This window comes from Cnuella takakiae, assembly GCF_001953305.1.
Classification (GTDB): Bacteria; Bacteroidota; Bacteroidia; order Chitinophagales; family Chitinophagaceae; genus Flavisolibacter; species Flavisolibacter takakiae.
This window is the reverse complement of sequence record NZ_MTFE01000010.1, coordinates 571,302-589,525: the sequence shown is the minus strand read 5'-3', so window position 1 is coordinate 589,525 and position 18,224 is coordinate 571,302. Positions and strand designations below refer to the sequence as shown.

Here is an 18,224-nt window from a genome sequence, read left to right as displayed (position 1 = left end):
GTAAAGACAGTAAAGACAGTAAAGACAGTAAAGACAGTAAAGACAGTAAAGACAGTAAAGAATAGCGAAGCCCGGCAAGATAGTACTTCATGGCACTATCCTGTCGGGCATTTTCATGTACTGAATACGTCTTTCCCAACTTTACTGACTTTCCGGACTTCTGACCCGTCTTTTCCATCTCTCCTGTCTTTCCCGTCTTCCTCCTACCTTCGCACTTTATATCTTTTATGGAAGAACGTACGGAAATCGCCAGCCTCGGCGAGTTTGGACTGATTGAGCACCTGACCAAAAATTTTGAAATCAAACAGGCGTCCACCATTGTAACGGTGGGCGATGATGCCGCGGTGATCGATCATTTTGGCAAACAAACCGTCATCACCAACGACCTGTTGGTGGAGGGCGTGCACTTCGACCTGATGTATACCCCGCTGAAGCACCTGGGTTATAAAACCGTGGTGGTGAATGTGAGCGATATCTACGCCATGAATGCCACACCTACCCAAATCCTGCTGGGACTGGCGTTTAGCAACCGCTTCAGCCTGGAAGCTTTGGATGAATTTTATGCCGGTGTGCATGCAGCCTGCGAGGAATATGGTGTGGACCTGATTGGCGGCGATACTTCCACTTCGCAAAAAGGATTCATCATTTCCTGCACCGCCATTGGTGAAGTGCCGCCCGAGAAGTTTGTACGCCGCGATACCGCCCGCAAAGGCGACCTGCTTTGCGTTACCGGCGACCTGGGTGCGGCCTACCTGGGCCTTACCATCCTGGAAAGGGAAAAACGCATCTACCTGGAAAATCCCAAAATCCAGCCCGACCTGGAGAACGAACAATACATTGTTGGCCGCCTGCTGAAGCCCGAAGCCCGCAAGGATATCATCGAGTTTTTTGAAGAAAAGGAATTGACGCCCACCGCCATGATCGATGTAAGCGATGGCCTGAGTTCGGAGATCCTGCACATCTGCACCAAGAGCAACCTGGGTTGTGTGTTGTATGAAGAGAAAATACCCATCGGGGAAGATACCCGGCAGGCAGCTTTTAAATTCAATGTAGACCCTACGGCCTGCGCCCTGAGTGGCGGTGAGGATTACGAATTGTTGTTTACCGTAAAGCAGGAAGACTACGATAAGATCAAGGACAATGCACAGATTAGTGTAGTAGGCTACCTCACCGATGTGGAAGAAGGTCGTACTATTTATACCAAGGGTGGTACCCGCCACCCATTGACGGCGCAGGGCTGGAATGCATTCAAGCAGCAATAGGCCAGATCTTCCATCGCTTGAAGAGATGGAAGATCTGGTATAACCCCGCAGGCACATGGGCTTGCGGGGTTTATTTATAGGTTTCGAAACTGCACTCCGGGCAGTTACATTTGGAGCTTGTAGCTTAAATCTTGCAGCTAAATGGAGAATCCCATAAACTATTATATCACTAACTTTCACCCTATGAAAGGTTTTGGGTGGCAATGTTGGGGATGGATGATGGCAGCAATACTGCTGGCAAGCTGCAGTGCTGTAAAACCTTTACCTGCCGGAAAAAAGTATGCACCCGAAACCCTCCGCAAGGAATTCGACCTGTTTCAGGACATACTGGAAGATGCGCACCCGGGTTTGTACTGGTACAGTTCCAAAGACAGCATGAACCAGCGCTTCAGCCATGCCCGCTCACTCATACAGGATTCGCTGACGGAAGCCGGTTACCGCAATATTCTAACTTATACGCTTTCGGGAATCGGCTGCGGCCACACTACCATCAAGCCTTCAAAAGCTTATGCCCGTGCCAACCGCAGCAGCAGCCGCTTTTTTCCCCTGGTTTTCAAACTATGGCCCGACACTGCATTTGTGGTGGCCAACCTGCATCGAAAGGATAGCCTGCTGCGACATGGCGCTATTGTTCATGCCATTGACGGTATGCCCATGAGCCGCATCCTCGACACCTTGTTTCAGCACCTCTCTACCGATGGCTATAATGGGACACATAAGTACCAGGTGTTGAGCAACAGGGGTGGTTTTGGTGCTTTGTACACGACTGTTTTTGGCAATAAGGCACGTTATAAAGTAGAGTTTACTGATAAAGAAGGCGAACGCCACAATGTAGTGGTACCTGCCTACCAGGTGTTGCGCGATACTACCCGTGCCCTCATGCCCAAGCCTGTAGCACCCACACGAAGGGCACGCCGAAAGGCTGAGCAGCAGGGTTATCGCAGCCTCAATTTCGACTCTACCAATATGCTGGCTGTGATGGACCTGGGCAGCTTTGCACATGGGTATAAGTTGCGCCGCTTCTTCCGGCAGTCGTTCCGCCAGCTTCACCAGCAGCGCACACCCAACCTTACTATTGATCTAAGGGGAAATGGCGGTGGCATCATCACTTACTCCAACCTGCTCACCCGTTATATCATCAACCAACCTTATAAAATTGCCGATTCTTTATATGCGGTAAAACGCAGCAGTGCTTATGCCCGCTATCGCAGCCAGCGGATGGCAAATGGTTTGTTCCTGCTCCTGTTTACCCGTAAAAAGAAAGATGGCAACTACCATTTTGCCTATTACGAACGAAAGTATTTCCATCCCAAGAAGAAGCACCACTACAACGGAAATGTTTACCTGCTAACCGGCGGTAATACATTTTCGGCAGCGGCACTGGTTGCAGGCACCTTGCGGCCGCAGGAGAATGTGACCCTTGTGGGAGAAGAAACCGGCGGTGGTGCATACGGCAACAATGCCTGGTTGATACCTGATGTTACCCTGCCTTATACCGGCGTGCGATTCCGCTTGCCCCTGTTCCGGTTGGTGATTGATAAAAGCCAGCCTAAAACCGGATTGGGCATACAGCCCGAAGTATTTGCCCGCCCAACCGTGAACGATTTGCGCAGGGAAGTGGATTTTAAAATGGAACGGGTGCGCAGCCTCGTGGAAAGCAATGGCAGGCAGTCGGCAAATGGCGGGTTTAATCCAAGGTGATTTTGCGCACAGATAGCACAGATGACACGGATAGCTGTCCTTGTAAATTTGCTTTGGGGCAGTGTGTGTGAGATGTTTCACGCAAAGGCCGCGGAGGATAGTTATTATACTATACAGGGTGCTTTTCGAATGCCATCATTCAATACAATGCTTATCTGTGTCATCCGTGTCATCTGTGAGCAACAATATCACGACTGTGCTTCGGGTACTTCCAAAGGCAGCAAGAAGGCATCGGAATCTTTCCAGAAAGGCAGCTTTTCGCGGGTGCTATCCAGGTCGGCTTTGTTGAGGGTGATGGTTACAATATCCTCGTCATCGGCTTTGTGGTACAGCACTTCACCCAGGGCATTGCACACCATGCTGTCGCCGGTATGGTACACTCCATGGCCGTCGGTGCCCACGCGGTTGACGCCTACCACATAACACTGGTTCTCGATGGCGCGGGCTTGCAACAGTGTTTTCCAAGCATGGTTGCGGCGGTCGGGCCAGTTGGCCACATACAACAGCACATCGTATTCTGGGGCGCCGGTTTGCGCATATTGCTGGCGTGCCCATACGGGGAAACGCAGGTCGTAGCAAATGTTGCAGTTGATCTTCCACCCGTTTACCGAAGCAATAAAGCGCTGGCTGCCGCCGGTATAATGCTCATCTTCTTTGCCCATGGCAAAAAGGTGGCGCTTGTCGTAGGTGCCCACCTGCCCATTGGGCAACATCCAGATCAGGCGGTTGTAGTAGCGGCCTTCCTCTTCAATCATGATGCTGCCGGTGAGCACCACTCTTTTTTGCGCCGCCAGCCGTTTCATCCACTGCACCGTTGGGCCATCCATGGTTTCGGCAAACTGTTCGGGCTTCATGCTAAAGCCGGTGGTAAACATCTCGGGCAATACCACAATATGGGTGGGCGTGGTAATGCTGTTGATCTTGGCTTCCAGCATTTGGAGGTTGGCGGCCTTGTCTTCCCAGTGCAGGGAGGTTTGAATGAGGGTAAAGGTGAGCTGTGACATAGCTGCAAATTAGGGAAATAGGGGTTTGGGTGGCGGTGGAAACGGTTAAAACCGTTTCATGGGTTGGGGCCGGTTCATTTTACCCACGGTTGAAACCGTGGGCTAATTTCCTCTTCAAAGTAGCTGTTGAAAAGCTGCAGTTGAAGTTTTAAGCTACAAGTATTTATGGAGCAGGCAGTCTTGCTGCATTAAAATCTTTCTTATGCCAAACCCGCATCTTGTGGTCATGAAACTTTCGAGACTCTGGAACACCGAAACAACTACATGCGTCAACTTGATGGCGGCTTGGTATTATGCAATACCTGAACAAGCGGCTTTGCATTTGTTTCAGCGAACGATCATCTTAATCTAGCCCACGGTTTCAACCGTGGGTAAACCAGCCAACCTTAAATTATCCCTAACCGATTTATCGGTTTAAACGCTTGCCATGCCACACGCCTATTCCCGAATCTGGATACACCTGGTGTTTGCCACCAAAGACCGCCAAACCTTTATTGGTGCAGACCTGAAGACTCCTTTATACGAAACATTAAACCAGGAGCTAACCAATCTGAAATGTTTTCCGTTGCTGATAAATGGGATGCCCGATCATGTGCATATTCTTTACCGGCATAATCCGTTGTTAAGTATTGCCGATGTGGTGAAACAAATCAAAGGCGCCACTGCCTACCAGGTTAATCACCAGGGTTGGATCCCGCAACAGTTCTCGTGGCAAAGCGGTTATGGCGCATTTTCCGTCAGCGAATCGCAGTTGGACAAAGTGCAACAATATATTGCCAACCAGGAGGCGCACCATCGTACCAAAACCTTTCAGGAAGAATGGGAAGGGTTGCTTCGGGTGCATCATTTGTTGGAGGGCTGAGGGGAAACGGTTGAAACCGTTTCATAATATACGCGGGTGTTTTGTATTCCCACGGTTGAAACCGTGGGCTAGTATAACAGGGCTGCTAGCTGCCGGATTTGAGGTTAGTAATCTGAACAGAAGCCTAATCGTCAAAGGAGAAGAGCTTCCAATTGCTTTGGACAATTTGAAAGTATGCGATCCTTATTTTAATTTTTACCAGTTGCTATTTTTACCTGCAACTTGCAACCTGCAACTGGTAACTAGCAATCTCTCTCCAGCAACATTAGTCGCACTATTCCCCTCCCTCGTCGCAAAACGCTTACCTGCTGCAATAGCATCCCTTTTCTTTGTACCCACTGAATGCTTACCTATGTCCCGGTCACAAAACATCAGGTTTTTCTCGCAGCGTAAATGGATCTATTTTCTGGTGCAGGCTGCCTTGTGGATCTTCCTGTTTTCCCTGCCCTTTATCCTGCGGCCTTCCAACCAGGGCGGCCCGCCCGAACGGGGACATAAACCCGACAACTGGGGTTTTATGATCCAGTATGGCATCAACTGCATCACCTGGGTGATACTTACTTACCTCAACACGGCGGTGCTGTTGCCGCGCTATTTCGGGCGCAGGCGGTATAATACTTATGGCATCCTGTTGCTGGGTGCATTCCTGCTGATGTTTGGCATCAACTGGCTGTCGTTTCGGTTATTGTTGCCACAGATGCCCTTTAAAGTGATCGGCTTTATTGTCTTTTACATATTTCCTTCCTTCTTCTTCCTCGCCTGCAGCACGGCGGTGTATTTTTTCCGCGAAAAACTGCGCAGCGACCGGCTGGCAAAAGAGCGGGAGAACGAAAACCTCAAAACCGAACTGCTTTTTTTGCGCTCACAGGTAAGCCCGCACTTTTTGTTCAATGTGCTCAACAACATGGTATCGCTTGCCCGCAAGGGCTCCGACCAGCTGGAGCCCTCGCTGATCAAGCTGTCTTCCCTGCTGCGCTACATGTTGTATGAAGCGGCAGAAGAAAAAGTGCTGCTCAACAAGGAACTGGATTATTTGCAAAGCTATATCGACCTGCAAACCCAGCGCTTCCGCAAAAGCCTGCAGGTAGACTACGAAGTGGGCACCATTGACGACGGATACCTGCTGGAACCCATGTTGCTCATTCCTTTTGTGGAAAATGCTTTTAAACACGGAGTGAGCGGCACCCCCGATTCGGTGATCCGCATCAGGCTGGAAGCGGTGAAAGGTGTACTACAGCTGAAAGTGTGCAACAAATATTTTACGCCGGAGCAAACCGGCGAAAAAGATAAAAGTTCGGGAATAGGCCTTACCAATGTGCGGCGCAGGTTAAGTTTGTTGTACCCCGAAAAGCACGAACTTTTGATAGACCAGAAAGACGATTGGTTTACCGTATCACTCACCATAAACCTGCACTGATGTTACGCTGCATTGCCATTGATGACGAAGAACTGGCCCTCGAACTGCTGGAAGACAATATTCAAAAAGTACCGGGGCTGCAACTGGTAGGCTCTTTTACCAACCCGCTCGAAGCTTTGCAGTTGTTGCGGCAGGGCGGTGTGGACCTGGTGTTTCTGGATATTCAAATGCCCGGCATCACCGGCCTGCAGTTTATACAAAGCGTACCGCAAAAATGTATGTTCATCCTGGTGACGGCTTACGAAAGCTACGCGTTGGATGGCTTTAACCTCAACGTGGTGGATTACCTGCTCAAGCCCGTTGCTTTTGACCGTTTTGTGCTGGCCTGCAACCGGGCACAGGAACTATACCGCCTCCAACAGGGCAGCTTCAGCGGCGGTGAAAAAGCCGCCGAAGCTACTTTCTTCTTTATCCCGGTGGATTACAAAATGGTGAAAGTGGTGTTTTCCGATATCGTGTGGATCGAGGGCCTGAAGGATTATGTAAAGATCCACTTGCGCAGCGAGCAGCATCCCCTTGTTACCCGCATGAGCATGAAGACCCTCGAAGACCAACTGCCGCAAGCCAGTTTCCTCCGCATACACCGTTCTTATATTGTATGCAAGGACGCCATCACCGCAGTGCGTAAAAACAGTGTGTTCCTGGGTCAGCACGAACTGCCTGTTGGCGACCATTACAAGGAAGCCGTAGATGCCTACATACAGATGGGTGCCCGTTAATCGATTTTTTTGAACCACAAAGACACGAAGCAACGGAGGAGCACAAAGAAAGATCTTCCAGGATTCGTACGTTTCTATAGCGGGCTTTAGTCTTGAAACAACTACCGATATCGCATACGCCACCTATCGCTTTGTGTTCTTTTGTCGCTTAGCGTTTTTGTGGTTCACCCTTTCCCTTAAATCCCTGTAATCCAGTTTTTACCGGTAAATAGCGAAACCATTTGGTTTGCTTAATGTTCAAACATTAACTTTACAGCTCATCAGTAAACAAACCACTAGCATATGAAGAAAGCCACCATTTTCTCTGCTGCTGCATTGGCCCTGGCTATTGCAGTTTCCTCTTTTACCATCCACGCTAACAAGACCGAAGAGGCTACCATCACAAGCCCCGCTCCCGCCGAAGCCGGCAAGTGGAGTGTAGACCGTGCCCATTCCAATGTTCGTTTTTCAATTTCCCACCTGGTAGTATCCGAGGTAGAAGGCAAGTTTAAAATGTTCGACGGTGCGCTGGAGCACACCAAGCCCGATTTTTCCGATGCTAAAATCGCCTTCTCCGTAGACGTGAACTCCATTGACTCCGACAATGAAATGCGCGACAAGCACCTGAAGGGCGATGACTTCTTCAACGCAGAAAAGTACCCTGCCATGAAGTTCCAGAGCACTTCGTTCAAACCCCTGGGCGGCAATAAGTACAAACTGGCCGGCAACCTCACCATCCGCGATGTCACCAAACCCGTTGTGTTCGACGTAATCTTTGGCGGTACCACCAATGCCATGGGCAAAACCAAGGCAGGCTTTAAAGCCAAAACCACCATCAACCGTTTTGATTACAACCTGAAATGGAGCCAGGCTACCGAAGCCGGCGGACTGGCTGTGGGTAAGGATGTGGAGATCGTGGTAAATGTGGAGTTGAATAAAGGATAATACCCCCTGCCCCCCTGAAGGGGGAACTTAGGTCAGATAGCGTTATAGTACACAAAGCCACTCTAGAAAGAGTGGCTTTGTTGTTATACTGCACTTTCAATTGTATGATGATGGTATTTCGCACTAACCTGCGGTTGTACTTCTATACGGCAACTATATGGGAACACGGATAGAACAGATAGAACTGATGTAAACGGATATCCGTTCGAATTGGTTATAACCGTGTTCCCATCAATGTTCGATTGAAAAGGAAAATTTGCCAATAAGGCAACCACTCCGGCCTAAGTTCCCCTTTCAGGGGGACAGGGGGTGGGTGAGGCCCGTTTATCCACCTATCCAACCACCCATCAACCCCTGCCATTGCCATTCGTCGCAACATTTTGTGCACTCATCTCATTTGCCCCTATTGCTTGTTTGCCTGCCCATAGTTTTACACCGGTTTTCAACATAAAGGTTGGAAACATCAACAACCAACATGAAAAAGATGATTCTGATGGCAGCGCTGGCAATTGGCGCGGCCAACGCACAGGCACAGTTTCCCGGGATGGGCGCACCTGCCGGGGCCCGTGGCGCTCAGCAGGCACCCAGCATCGGTGTGGTGTATGGCAAACTGGTAGACAGTACCGGCAAGCCCATCCCCGACGCATCGGTGGTATTGCTGGCCAGCAAGATGGACACCGTAACCAAAAAGCGAAAAGAAGTTTTATTGAAAGGCGTAACCACCAAGGGCAATGGTGAATTTGCGTTTAACGAACTGCCCATCTTTGGCACACCCCTTAAGCTGAAAATATCTGCTACCGGCTATACCCCTTATGAGGTGCCCGTTGCCTTCCAGATGAAGGCACCCGTTGGTGGCGCTGCGCCCCGCCCCGGTGCAGGCGGCGCTCCCGATATGTCTTCGCTGTCGGCCATGGCTTCCAATTTTGAAAAAGACCTGGGCAAAGTAGTACTGAAAACCGACGTGAAGCAACTGGCTGACGTAACGGTTACTGCTACCAGCGGCCGCCTGAAAATGGATATTGACAAAAAGGTTTTTTCGGTAGATAAAAACCTGGTGAGCGCCGGTGGTACCGCCGTTGACGTGATGAAAAACGTGCCATCACTGAACGTGGACATCGACGGTAATGTAACCATGCGCAACGCAGCACCTACCATCTTTATCGATGGCCGTCCTACTACCCTGAGCCTCGACCAGATTCCTGCCGACGCCATCGAAAGTGTGGAAGTGATTACCAACCCTTCGGCCAAGTACGACGCCTCGGGAGGCAATGCGGGTATCCTCAATATTGTGTTGAAAAAGAACAAGCGTACCGGTTACAACGGTATGGTAAACCTGGGTGTGGATAAACGCGGTGGTATGAATGGCGGCGGCTCGTTTAGCCTGCGCCAGAACAAGATCAACGCTACCATTTCATCCTTTACCAACCAGATGCGCAACCGCGGTACCAGCAATACCGAAATCCTCAACCTGCTGTCCAACCCCGATATGACCATCGACCAGTTTGGCCGCAACCGCACCAAGGGTGGATTTATCTTTGGCCGCGCCGGTCTGGATTATTTTGCTACCAACCGCCTCACCCTTTCTGTTTCGGGTACCCGCGTACATGGCGAGTTTAACCCCAACGATTGGCTGTACACCGACAGCGCCTATGTTACCGGTGCACAAAAGAGCTATGCCGAGCGCCACACTACGGGCAACCGTGAGTTCAATGCACTGGGTGCACAGGGTGGTTTCAAATACATCTTTCCCCGCCAGGGCGAGGAGCTGACCGGCGATATCAATTTCTTTAAGGGCCGCAACGAAAACAGCTCCCTGTACAATACCGATATCTTCTCCACTGCTGGCAGCGCCAAATTGGGTGATATCCGCCAGCAGATCAGGGGTAATGGTACCAACCAGTTTACTACCCTCCAGCTCGATTATGTACGTCCGTATGGAAAGGCCGGTAAATTGGAATTGGGTGCCCGCGCACAACTGCGCGAGCTGCAAAACAAGCAAGGGAACTATTTCTGGAATGCCGCTACCAACCAATTTGTAGCCATCTCTTCGGCCACCGCCAACTACCGCAATACCGATGATGTGTACGCCGGTTACATCAGCTATGGCAACCAGGTAAAAGACTTTGGTTACAAAGTGGGCCTGCGTGGCGAAAGCTCGAAATACGTGGGTGAGCTTACCGATACCAAGCAGGAATTTGTCAATAAATATCCCCTGTCGCTTTTCCCCTCCGTGTTCCTGAGCCAGAAGTTGAAAAAGAACAGCGAGGTGCAGCTGAGTTATACCCGCCGCATCAACCGTCCATTCTTTATGCAACTCATTCCCTTTATCGACTCCACCGACCAGCTGAACTGGACCCGCGGTAATGCTGCCTTGCGTCCCGAGTTTACCAACTCGCTGGAAGCTTCGTACAGCAAAACCTATAAGGGCAATAACAACTTCCTGGCATCGGTTTATTATAAGTACAGTACCGACCTGATCACTTCGTATCGCGATACCATTCAGTCGAGCGATGGCAAGCGCCCCATCACCACCTATATCAATGCCAACAGCAGCCGTAGCGTAGGTATGGAATTTACTTCGCAAAACCAGGTGAAGAAATGGTGGGATCTGACTACCAACCTGAACGTGTACAATGCGTTTATCAACACCGATAATGTATTGGGTTATTCGCAGGATGCTATCTGGAGCTATTTTGCCAAGTTCAACTCCAACTTTAAGTTGCCGAAGAATTACACCGTGCAGTTTTCGGGTACTTACCAAAGCAAAACCAATATTGCGGTAAGCCAGGGCGGTGGCGGTATGGGAGGTCCTCCCGGTATGGGTGGTGGTGCACAAAGTGCAGCACAGGGCTACCTCAAACCCAATTATGGTTTTGACTTGGCCTTCCGCAAAAGCTTCCTGAAGCAGAACGCGGCATCGGTAACCTTCAGCATCAACGACGTGTTTCGCACCCGTGTGTTTGCACAGCATATCGAAACTCCGTTCTTTATCCAGGACACCCGCCGTCGTCCCGACTCGCCCATGTTCCGCATCAACTTTGCATTCCGCTTTGGCAAAATGGACATGTCCCTGTTTAAGCGCAAGAACATGAATGCCGAGGGCTCGAGCATGCAGGGCGCGATGGAAGGAATGTAAGGCAATGAGCTAATGTGATAATATGCTAATGAGCTAATTGGGGAACAGGTGCTAACAAAAGTTATCCAGCGTTCAACAATCAGGTATTACGCTGACTTTGGCTGTTCATTAGCACATTATCACATTAGCTAATTAGCACATTAGTTCTTTATATCTATCTTGTCAACGATAAAAACAACCCATATGCAATTTGTAAAAACCGCATTCCTGGCAGCTGCCACCCTGGCTGTGACTTACGGCGCACATGCGCAAACCGCCGACGAACTGATCGCCAAGCACGTGGCTGCTTTGGGCGGTATGGAAAAGATAAAAGGCATCAACAGCCTGGTGATGAAGACCAAAATCGAGGTTATGGGCAATGAGGCTGAAGGCACCCAAACCCTGCTTACCGGAAAGGGCTTCCGCTCTGAAAGTGAGATTATGGGCAACAAGATGGTACAGGTAGTTACCGACAAGGGCGGCTGGTCCATCAACCCCATGACAGGTGGTGGCGCGCAGCCCATTCCGGAAGAGCAGTACAAGGCTGCCAAAGATCAACTGGATATTGCCGGCCCGCTGGTTGACTACGCCAGCAAAGGCAATAAGCTGGAGTTGCAGGGACGGGAAAAAGTGGGCAGTGTAGATGCGTACAAACTAAAGCTTACCGCTAAAGACGGCGGTCTTACCACTTTCTACCTCGATCCCAATACCTATTATATCATTCAATCTGTAAAGCAGATGAATATGATGGGACAGGATGTGGAAATGATCGTTTCCATGGCCGACTACAAAAAAACCGACTATGGTTTTGTAATGCCGCATACCATCAACACTGATTTTGGTGGCCAGTTCCAGATTGCCACCAAGGTGAGCAAGGTGGATGTAAACACGCCGGTAGATACCAAGATTTTTGAGATGCCTAAGTAGTAGTGTGAAAGCTACAAGCCACAAGCTACAAGTAGCGTATCAACAAAGCGTAAAGTTTTACAAACGGGGCTGCAATTGCGGCCCCGTTTTGTTTTATGCTCACTTGTATTTGATGCGGAAAGGCTATTGTATCAAAATGCTATCAAGCTGAAACATCAATCGTTTCAAACGTTTCAGAAGTTCCAAAAGTGTCATGACAGCTTGATGGCGGTTTGGTATAGGATTGTATTACAACTGCTGGAAAGGCTGCAATAGTTGTTTTGAGATCTTGATGCCAAACGGGTATATGACAACCAGAGTTAGCCCACGGTTTCAAGCGTGGGATTAGCGCATCAACACAACTGGTACCAAACCGTTTTAACGGTTTTCAGGTCACCTTGTTGCCGGTTGGGTAGTACGCATCACCTGAAATCATCGAGTTGAAAAAAATGCATTCCTGTTTGAAACGACTTTTTAATAAAGGTGATGTTGCCGGCTGGCTTTGGGCCTTTTGCACAAGCCTGAATACCGGATGTAATGTTGTATTTTTCGGTCTCATTCCATTTTAAAAACAAATACACCTACGATGAAAAGAATGCTTGTCCTTGCCATTATGCTACTGATGCTGCACGCTGCCAAAGCACAGAACGTAGCCCAGGCAGTAAAAGACTGGGAACGTGCCAAGGCATACACTGCCGAATACATTGCCGCCATGCCCGAAGATGGCATCAGCTTCAAACCCACTGCCGATGTGCGCTCTTTTGCCGAGCAGATGCTGCACATTGCCAATGCCAACTTTATGTTTGCCGCCAACGCCACCGGTAAAGCCAACCCACAGCAGGGCAACAACCTGGAGAAAATGGATAACTACAAGACCAAGGCTGGCCTTACGGGCATTGTTAACGACAGCTACGATTATGTGATCAATGCTGTAAAAGCCATGTCGCCTGCCCAGATGAGTGAAGCCATCAAGCTGTTCAACCAGGATGTAACCCGTGGACAAGCGTTTGAAAAAGCATTTGAACATGGCACCCATCACCGCGGTCAAACCACGCTCTACCTGCGTTTAAAAGGCGTGAAGCCGCCGGCGGAGAAGTTGTTTTAGGGAGACCGGAAAGACCGGAAAGAATAAGAAAACCCGCCAAGGTAGCACTTCAAGTAGCTATCCTGGCGGGTTCTTTATTTTATAGGAAACGTCTTTCCTGTCTTTCCCGTCTTCTGACTTTTCTGACTTTCTTTACCACCCCCCTTCCAGTCCTTCCTTCAGCGCCTGTTTATAGCGCTGCTTGTTGAATTTGTAATAGTAAGGTGCTTTATGGGCCACGCCGGTTTTGCGTTCCTCAAGGCGGTGAAGAATGCCATAGTCCATCATCTTGCGCTGGAAGTTGCGGCGGTCGAGGGTTTGGCCCAGGATGATTTCATACAGCTTCTGGAGCTGCGGCATGGTAAACTTGGCAGGCAGCAGGTTGAGGCCCAGGGGTTGGTAGCGCAACTGCAGCCGCATGGCCTCCAATGCTTTTTTCAGGATCAGGTTGTGGTCGATGAGCAGGGAGCCAACAGCTTCCACATCCCACCAGGTGCAGGCCTCCGAAATAGCATCGGGTTGGGGCTTTACTTTATCAAAAGGTACCAGGGCGTAAAAGCCCAGGGTTATAAATCGTTGGTTGAGCCATGCTGCTGCCTGCTTGTCGCCCGAGCTGGCACTATTGCCTTCGGAGCGGTTGGGGTCGCTGAACACATGGAACTGTTGCAGGAAGACCTGCTCCAGCCCGGTTCGCTCCTGCAGCACCCTGGTAGCCGCAGCCTCCACGGTTTCGTCCTGCCCAACAAAGCCACCCGGCAGGGCCCATTCCTCGCGGTGTTTCATCTTGAGCAACAGCACTTTCAACCCGTTTTCATTAAAGCCAAAAACAACACAATCCACCGACAGGTGCGGCAGGTATTCCTGGTAAACCCCAATTTTCTGTGACAAGCGTGGCATAGGGACAAAGAAAGGGAAAGAATTGAAAAAAGGATGATGGCTGAAAAAGGGAAAATTACTACTTTGTGTCTGACTAACGCATTGAAGCCATGAAAATCTATGCCTGCAAACAAATGGTGGCAGCCTTACCCAAGGCCTGCAGGGGTGTGGATTTTCGGAATGCTCCTATTAGCTATTGATAACTGCAAAAGCCTGCTGCTGTAACAAGCGCAGGCTTTTTTGATGCATACTGCCTGCGCCACCACAGGGAGCCGGCAGGCAATGGAAGCGGCGCTCATGCGTTGGTCGCAACAATTGCTGCCCTGGTAGCAAAATGCCGGGTTAAGGTATCAATTAGTATACATTTATTTTTTACATAAGCACTATGATGAAACGATCTGCTGCCGTTCGTACGAGGCTTTATAAAGCCCGTAAACTGCTGTTGCTCTCCCTGAGCGCAGCTGCCCTTGTTTTTGCCTTTTCGGCCTACCGCGCCACCCCCGACGAGGGTACGCCGCCCGATCCTACCCGCTTTTCCAAGGTAGCCATTACCGAGGCGGGCAAACTGGACGAGCCGATGGAAATGACCTTCCTGCCCGATGGCCGGGTGCTGATTGTAGAGCGCAAGGGCGGGGTAAAAGCTATTGACCCTAAAACCGGAAAGACGACCCTGGTGGGTACCGTGCCGGTAAACACCAAATACAAAAACAAAAAGGGCCAAACCCGTGAAGCGGAAGAAGGCCTGCTGGGTATTATCGCGCATCCCAAGTTTGCGCAGAACAACTGGATTTTCCTGTACTATGCCGATCCCGAAACGCCCAGGCACTTGCTCACCCGCTGGGAGTTGAAAGACAACCAACTGGTGGAAGGCAGCAAGAAGATTGTTCTTGAAGTGGCCACCCAGCGCGAAGAGTGCTGCCACACCGGTGGCGGTATGGTGTTCGACAAGGCCGGCAACCTTTTTCTCACCACCGGCAACAACACCGTGAACCCACAGGTGGGTACGTCCAACCTGGACGACCGGCCCGGTTTTGAAAACAACGACGACCAGCGTGCACCCGGCAACACCGCCGACCTGCGTGGCAAGATCCTGCGCATCCACCCCGAGGACGATGGCAGCTATACCATCCCTGAAGGCAACCTTTTCCCAAAGGGCACCCCCAAAACACGCCCCGAAATTTATACCATGGGTCACCGCAACCCCTGGCGCCCCACTTTGGACAGCAAGACCGGTTACCTCTATTGGGGTGAGGTTGGTCCGGATGCCTCCAACGACAGCAAGCGTGGCCCCCGTGGTTACGACGAGTTCAACCAGGCAAAAGGTCCCGGCTTTTTTGGCTGGCCCTATTTCATTGGCAACAACAAACCTTATAATGCCTACAACCACGATGACAGCAGCTATGGAGCGCCCTTCGACCCTCAGCACCCGGTAAACAAATCGCGTAATAATACCGGTCTGACCGAACTGCCCAAGGCACAGCCAGCCTTCATTTGGTATCCTTATGGATTGTCGGACGAGTTCCCGATGCTGGGCGCCGCCGGCCGTAGTGCTACCGGAGGTCCTGTTTTTCGCAAAAGCGATTTTGCAGGTGCCAAACATCCCTTCCCCGAGTACTACGAAGGCAAGTGGTTCATCGTAGACTTTATGCGCGGCTGGATCATGGTGGTGAGCATGGACGAGAACGGCAACTACAAAGGCATGGAGCGCTTTATGCCCGACCAGAGCTTCTCCTCCGCCATCGATATGGATTTTGCTCCCGACGGCGACCTCTATGTGCTGGAGTATGGCTCGGCATGGTTCAAGGGTAACGAAAACGCCCGCCTGGTGCGCATCGAGTACAACAGCGGCAACCGCAAGCCCATTGTGGAAGTGCTGGCCAGCAAAAAGAGCGGTGCGGCACCCCTGAAAACCCAGCTCATGTCCACCGGCACCAAGGATTACGATGGCGGCCAGTTGCAATATGAATGGAAAGTAGTAGGTGCAGGCCAGACAAAGATTTTGAAAGAAGCCAATCCTACGCTGACCCTTACCAAGCCCGGTTCCTATAAAGCTACCCTTACGGTTACCGATCCGGCTGGCGCAAAAACCAGCAAGTCGATGGACCTGAAAGTGGGCAACGAACCTCCTGCCGTAGCCATCGACCTGGCTGCTGCCAACCGCACGTTTTATTTTCCCGGCACTACCCTCAGCTACGCGGTAAAAGTGCAGGATAAAGAAGACGGAAGCCTGCAGACCGGTAAGATCACACCGGCACAGGTAGCTATGAGCATCGACTACCTGCCCCTGGGCTACGACCAGATAGATGCCGCCGCTACCCAGCGCGGTGCCGATGCTGCAGCCTTTACTTCTACCGGACAGATACTGCTGAATAAGAACGATTGTAAGAGCTGCCACATGCCCAACAAGCGCTCGGTAGGTCCTTCGTACCAGGAAGTGGCCAAGCGCTACAAAGGCAAAGCCGGAGCAGCAGAGACCCTGGCGCAGAAAGTTATTAAAGGTGGCGCCGGTGTATGGGGCGACCATGCCATGAGCGCCCACCCACAACTGAGCGTAGCCGACAGCCGCGCCATCGTGGAGTACATCCTTGCCAGCAATGACAAGAAGCCCAATGTGAAGTCGATGCCGGTAAAAGGCAGCTATGCTACCAAGACCGCTGAAGAACAAAAAGAAAAAGGAACCTATATTCTGCGTGCCGCTTACCGCGACCGGGGTACTGCTGCTATGTCGCCGCTGGTAGGCGAAGACATCGTGGTGTTGCGTCACCCCAGCTTTGATCCGGAAATAGCTGATATGAGCAAGGGTTTCAATAAAGTGATCACACCCGGCAAGGCCTTGTATATGGAAGGCAATGGTGCTTACCTCGGGTATAAGGATATCGACCTTACCGGAATTGCCGGTATTGCCTTCAAGGTAAATGCCAACAGCCGTGCCGCTGCCGCCGGTGGCCTGGTGGAAGTGCGCCTCGATGCACCTGATGGTAAAGTGGTGGGCACTACACCCGTTGTAGAAACAGAAGCGCCTGCCCAGCCTGCTGCCGGTGCACCTCCTGTTCGCCGCGGCCCGCAAACCATTGTGGCCTCCCTTGCGCCCACTACCGGTAAGCACAACCTGTTCTTTGTATTCAAAAATGAAAAGGCCGGTCCCAACCAGGTGATCCTGCAGGTATCGGGAATTGATGTACAGCCCGCTGCGCAAACGGTAACCGCTAAAAACCTATAAGGTCTTTAAGACCTTATAGGTTTACCCAAACCTTCAAGGTTTCTTTCAACCCAGATCTTCCATCTCTCCAAGAGATGGAAGATCTATAAAACCCACATATGCACAACCGCAGATCTTTTCTACAGCATAGCGCTACCCTGGCCCTCGGCGGCCTGCTGCTGCCCCGCCTCGCCGGTGCCGCCGGTTCTTTTGCTTCGCGCCCCGTGGGCATCCAGATGTTTACCATGATGCGCATGGCCGGGGGTGATACCACCGAAATGTTCAAAAACCTGGCAGCCATTGGCTTCAAGGAAATTGAAACATCGTTCAGCCCCAAAGGCCCTTTTTATGGCTATAAGCCCAAAGAGTTCAAAGCCTTCCTCAGCGACCTGGGACTAAGCTGGCGCAGCCATCATGTGCCAGGTGCGCCTTTCCGACCCAGGCCCGCGGCTGCGGCTCCTGCCGGTGGTGGCGCGCCTGCCGCCCGCCCCGACACCAGTGCCGCCCGCAACATGCTGCGCCAGATGCCGCCCATGCTCAACCTGAGCGCCAACCTGCAACAGGTGGTGGACGAAGCCGCCGAAGGTGGCCTGCCCTACCTCGTTTGTTCTTCGGCGCCAGTAGGTACTTTGGGTGAAATAAAAAGCACCATCGATATCTTCAACCGTGCCGGTGAAGCCTGCAAAAAAGCAGGGCTCCAGTTTGCCTATCACAACCACGCCACCGAGTTCGACCTGGTGGAAGGCAAGCGCCCCTACGATATGATTATGCAGGGCACCGACAAAGACCTGGTGAAGATGGAACTGGACCTGGCATGGGCCGTTAAAGCCAAGCAGGACCCCGTGGCGCTGTTCAAAGAATATCCAGGCCGCTTCCCGCTGTGGCATGTAAAAGACATCGACAACAACCGCGACAAGATCACCGAAGTAGGAAATGGTATTGTTGATTTCAAAGCCGCATTTGCTGCCGCCAAACTGGCTGGCATGCAGCACTTCTTCTACGAGCAGGATATGGTGCAATCGATTGACAGCGTGAAGACCAGCTACCAGAATATTGCGAAGTTTGCCTAAGCAGTTGATGGAACCACGGAGACAGCGAGGACGGGGAGTTGCACAGAGAAATGTATAAGCGTTAATACAGTTCAGCCTGCCTTGT

Annotated in this window: 13 protein-coding genes; 11 read left to right on the top strand and 2 right to left on the bottom strand. The window is 51.1% G+C overall.

What is annotated here, in order from left to right; genetic code table 11:
- The first annotated feature begins 227 nt into the window (after window positions 1-227).
- Together thiL and BUE76_RS02920 are read left to right on the top strand one after the other, a co-directional pair.
- Window positions 228-1,262 carry a thiamine-phosphate kinase gene (thiL, locus tag BUE76_RS02925; RefSeq protein ID WP_073045244.1) on the top strand — a complete coding sequence of 345 codons (1,035 nt, stop codon included), beginning with the start codon at window positions 228-230 and terminating at the stop codon, window positions 1,260-1,262.
- Window positions 1,263-1,478: 216 nt separating this feature from the next.
- The gene (locus BUE76_RS02920) at window positions 1,479-2,963 is read left to right on the top strand and encodes a S41 family peptidase (RefSeq protein ID WP_158069919.1); all 1,485 of its coding nucleotides are present in this window, start codon (window positions 1,479-1,481) and stop codon (window positions 2,961-2,963) included.
- A gap of 188 nt (window positions 2,964-3,151) precedes the next feature.
- On the opposite strand, the gene BUE76_RS02915 is transcribed toward BUE76_RS02920, so the two are convergent.
- Complete coding sequence (locus BUE76_RS02915; protein WP_073045241.1) at window positions 3,152-3,967, bottom strand: amidohydrolase; 816 nt, start codon at window positions 3,965-3,967, stop codon at window positions 3,152-3,154.
- 427 nt (window positions 3,968-4,394) lie between these two features.
- Between BUE76_RS02915 and tnpA the strand changes: the two genes are divergently transcribed.
- The 7 genes from tnpA (at window position 4,395) to BUE76_RS02880 (ending at window position 13,015) form a co-directional block, all read left to right on the top strand.
- The gene (gene tnpA, locus BUE76_RS02910) at window positions 4,395-4,829 is read left to right on the top strand and encodes an IS200/IS605 family transposase (protein ID WP_073045239.1); all 435 of its coding nucleotides are present in this window, start codon (window positions 4,395-4,397) and stop codon (window positions 4,827-4,829) included.
- Window positions 4,830-5,181: 352 nt separating this feature from the next.
- The gene (locus BUE76_RS02905) at window positions 5,182-6,246 is read left to right on the top strand and encodes a sensor histidine kinase (RefSeq protein ID WP_073045237.1); all 1,065 of its coding nucleotides are present in this window, start codon (window positions 5,182-5,184) and stop codon (window positions 6,244-6,246) included.
- Window positions 6,246-6,965 (top strand): LytR/AlgR family response regulator transcription factor, encoded by a 720-nt coding sequence (locus BUE76_RS02900; protein ID WP_073045236.1) that lies wholly within the window; start codon window positions 6,246-6,248, stop codon window positions 6,963-6,965. Before BUE76_RS02905 ends, BUE76_RS02900 begins: the two co-directional genes overlap by 1 nt.
- 282 nt (window positions 6,966-7,247) lie before the next feature.
- Window positions 7,248-7,889 carry a YceI family protein gene (locus BUE76_RS02895; protein ID WP_073045234.1) on the top strand — a complete coding sequence of 214 codons (642 nt, stop codon included), beginning with the start codon at window positions 7,248-7,250 and terminating at the stop codon, window positions 7,887-7,889.
- A gap of 475 nt (window positions 7,890-8,364) precedes the next feature.
- Window positions 8,365-11,025, top strand: coding sequence for an outer membrane beta-barrel protein (locus BUE76_RS02890; protein ID WP_073045232.1), 2,661 nt, complete (start codon window positions 8,365-8,367; stop codon window positions 11,023-11,025).
- Window positions 11,026-11,208: 183 nt separating this feature from the next.
- Complete coding sequence (locus BUE76_RS02885; RefSeq protein WP_073045230.1) at window positions 11,209-11,931, top strand: LolA-like protein; 723 nt, start codon at window positions 11,209-11,211, stop codon at window positions 11,929-11,931.
- Window positions 11,932-12,496: 565 nt separating this feature from the next.
- A complete protein-coding gene (locus BUE76_RS02880; RefSeq protein WP_073045229.1) occupies window positions 12,497-13,015 on the top strand; it encodes a DinB family protein in 519 nt (172 codons plus the stop codon).
- A 132-nt stretch (window positions 13,016-13,147) separates the two neighbouring features.
- Here the strand turns inward: BUE76_RS02880 and BUE76_RS02875 are convergent, their stop codons facing one another.
- Complete coding sequence (locus tag BUE76_RS02875) at window positions 13,148-13,891, bottom strand: NUDIX hydrolase (RefSeq protein ID WP_073045227.1); 744 nt, start codon at window positions 13,889-13,891, stop codon at window positions 13,148-13,150.
- Window positions 13,892-14,255: 364 nt separating this feature from the next.
- On the opposite strand from BUE76_RS02875, the gene BUE76_RS02870 reads away from it, so the two are divergent.
- Window positions 14,256-17,090, top strand: a complete 2,835-nt coding sequence (locus tag BUE76_RS02870) for a PQQ-dependent sugar dehydrogenase (protein ID WP_216820614.1) — start codon at window positions 14,256-14,258, stop codon at window positions 17,088-17,090.
- Window positions 17,091-17,188: 98 nt separating this feature from the next.
- Window positions 17,189-18,139, top strand: a complete 951-nt coding sequence (locus BUE76_RS02865) for a sugar phosphate isomerase/epimerase family protein (protein ID WP_073045224.1) — start codon at window positions 17,189-17,191, stop codon at window positions 18,137-18,139.
- Window positions 18,140-18,224: the final 85 nt, after the last annotated feature.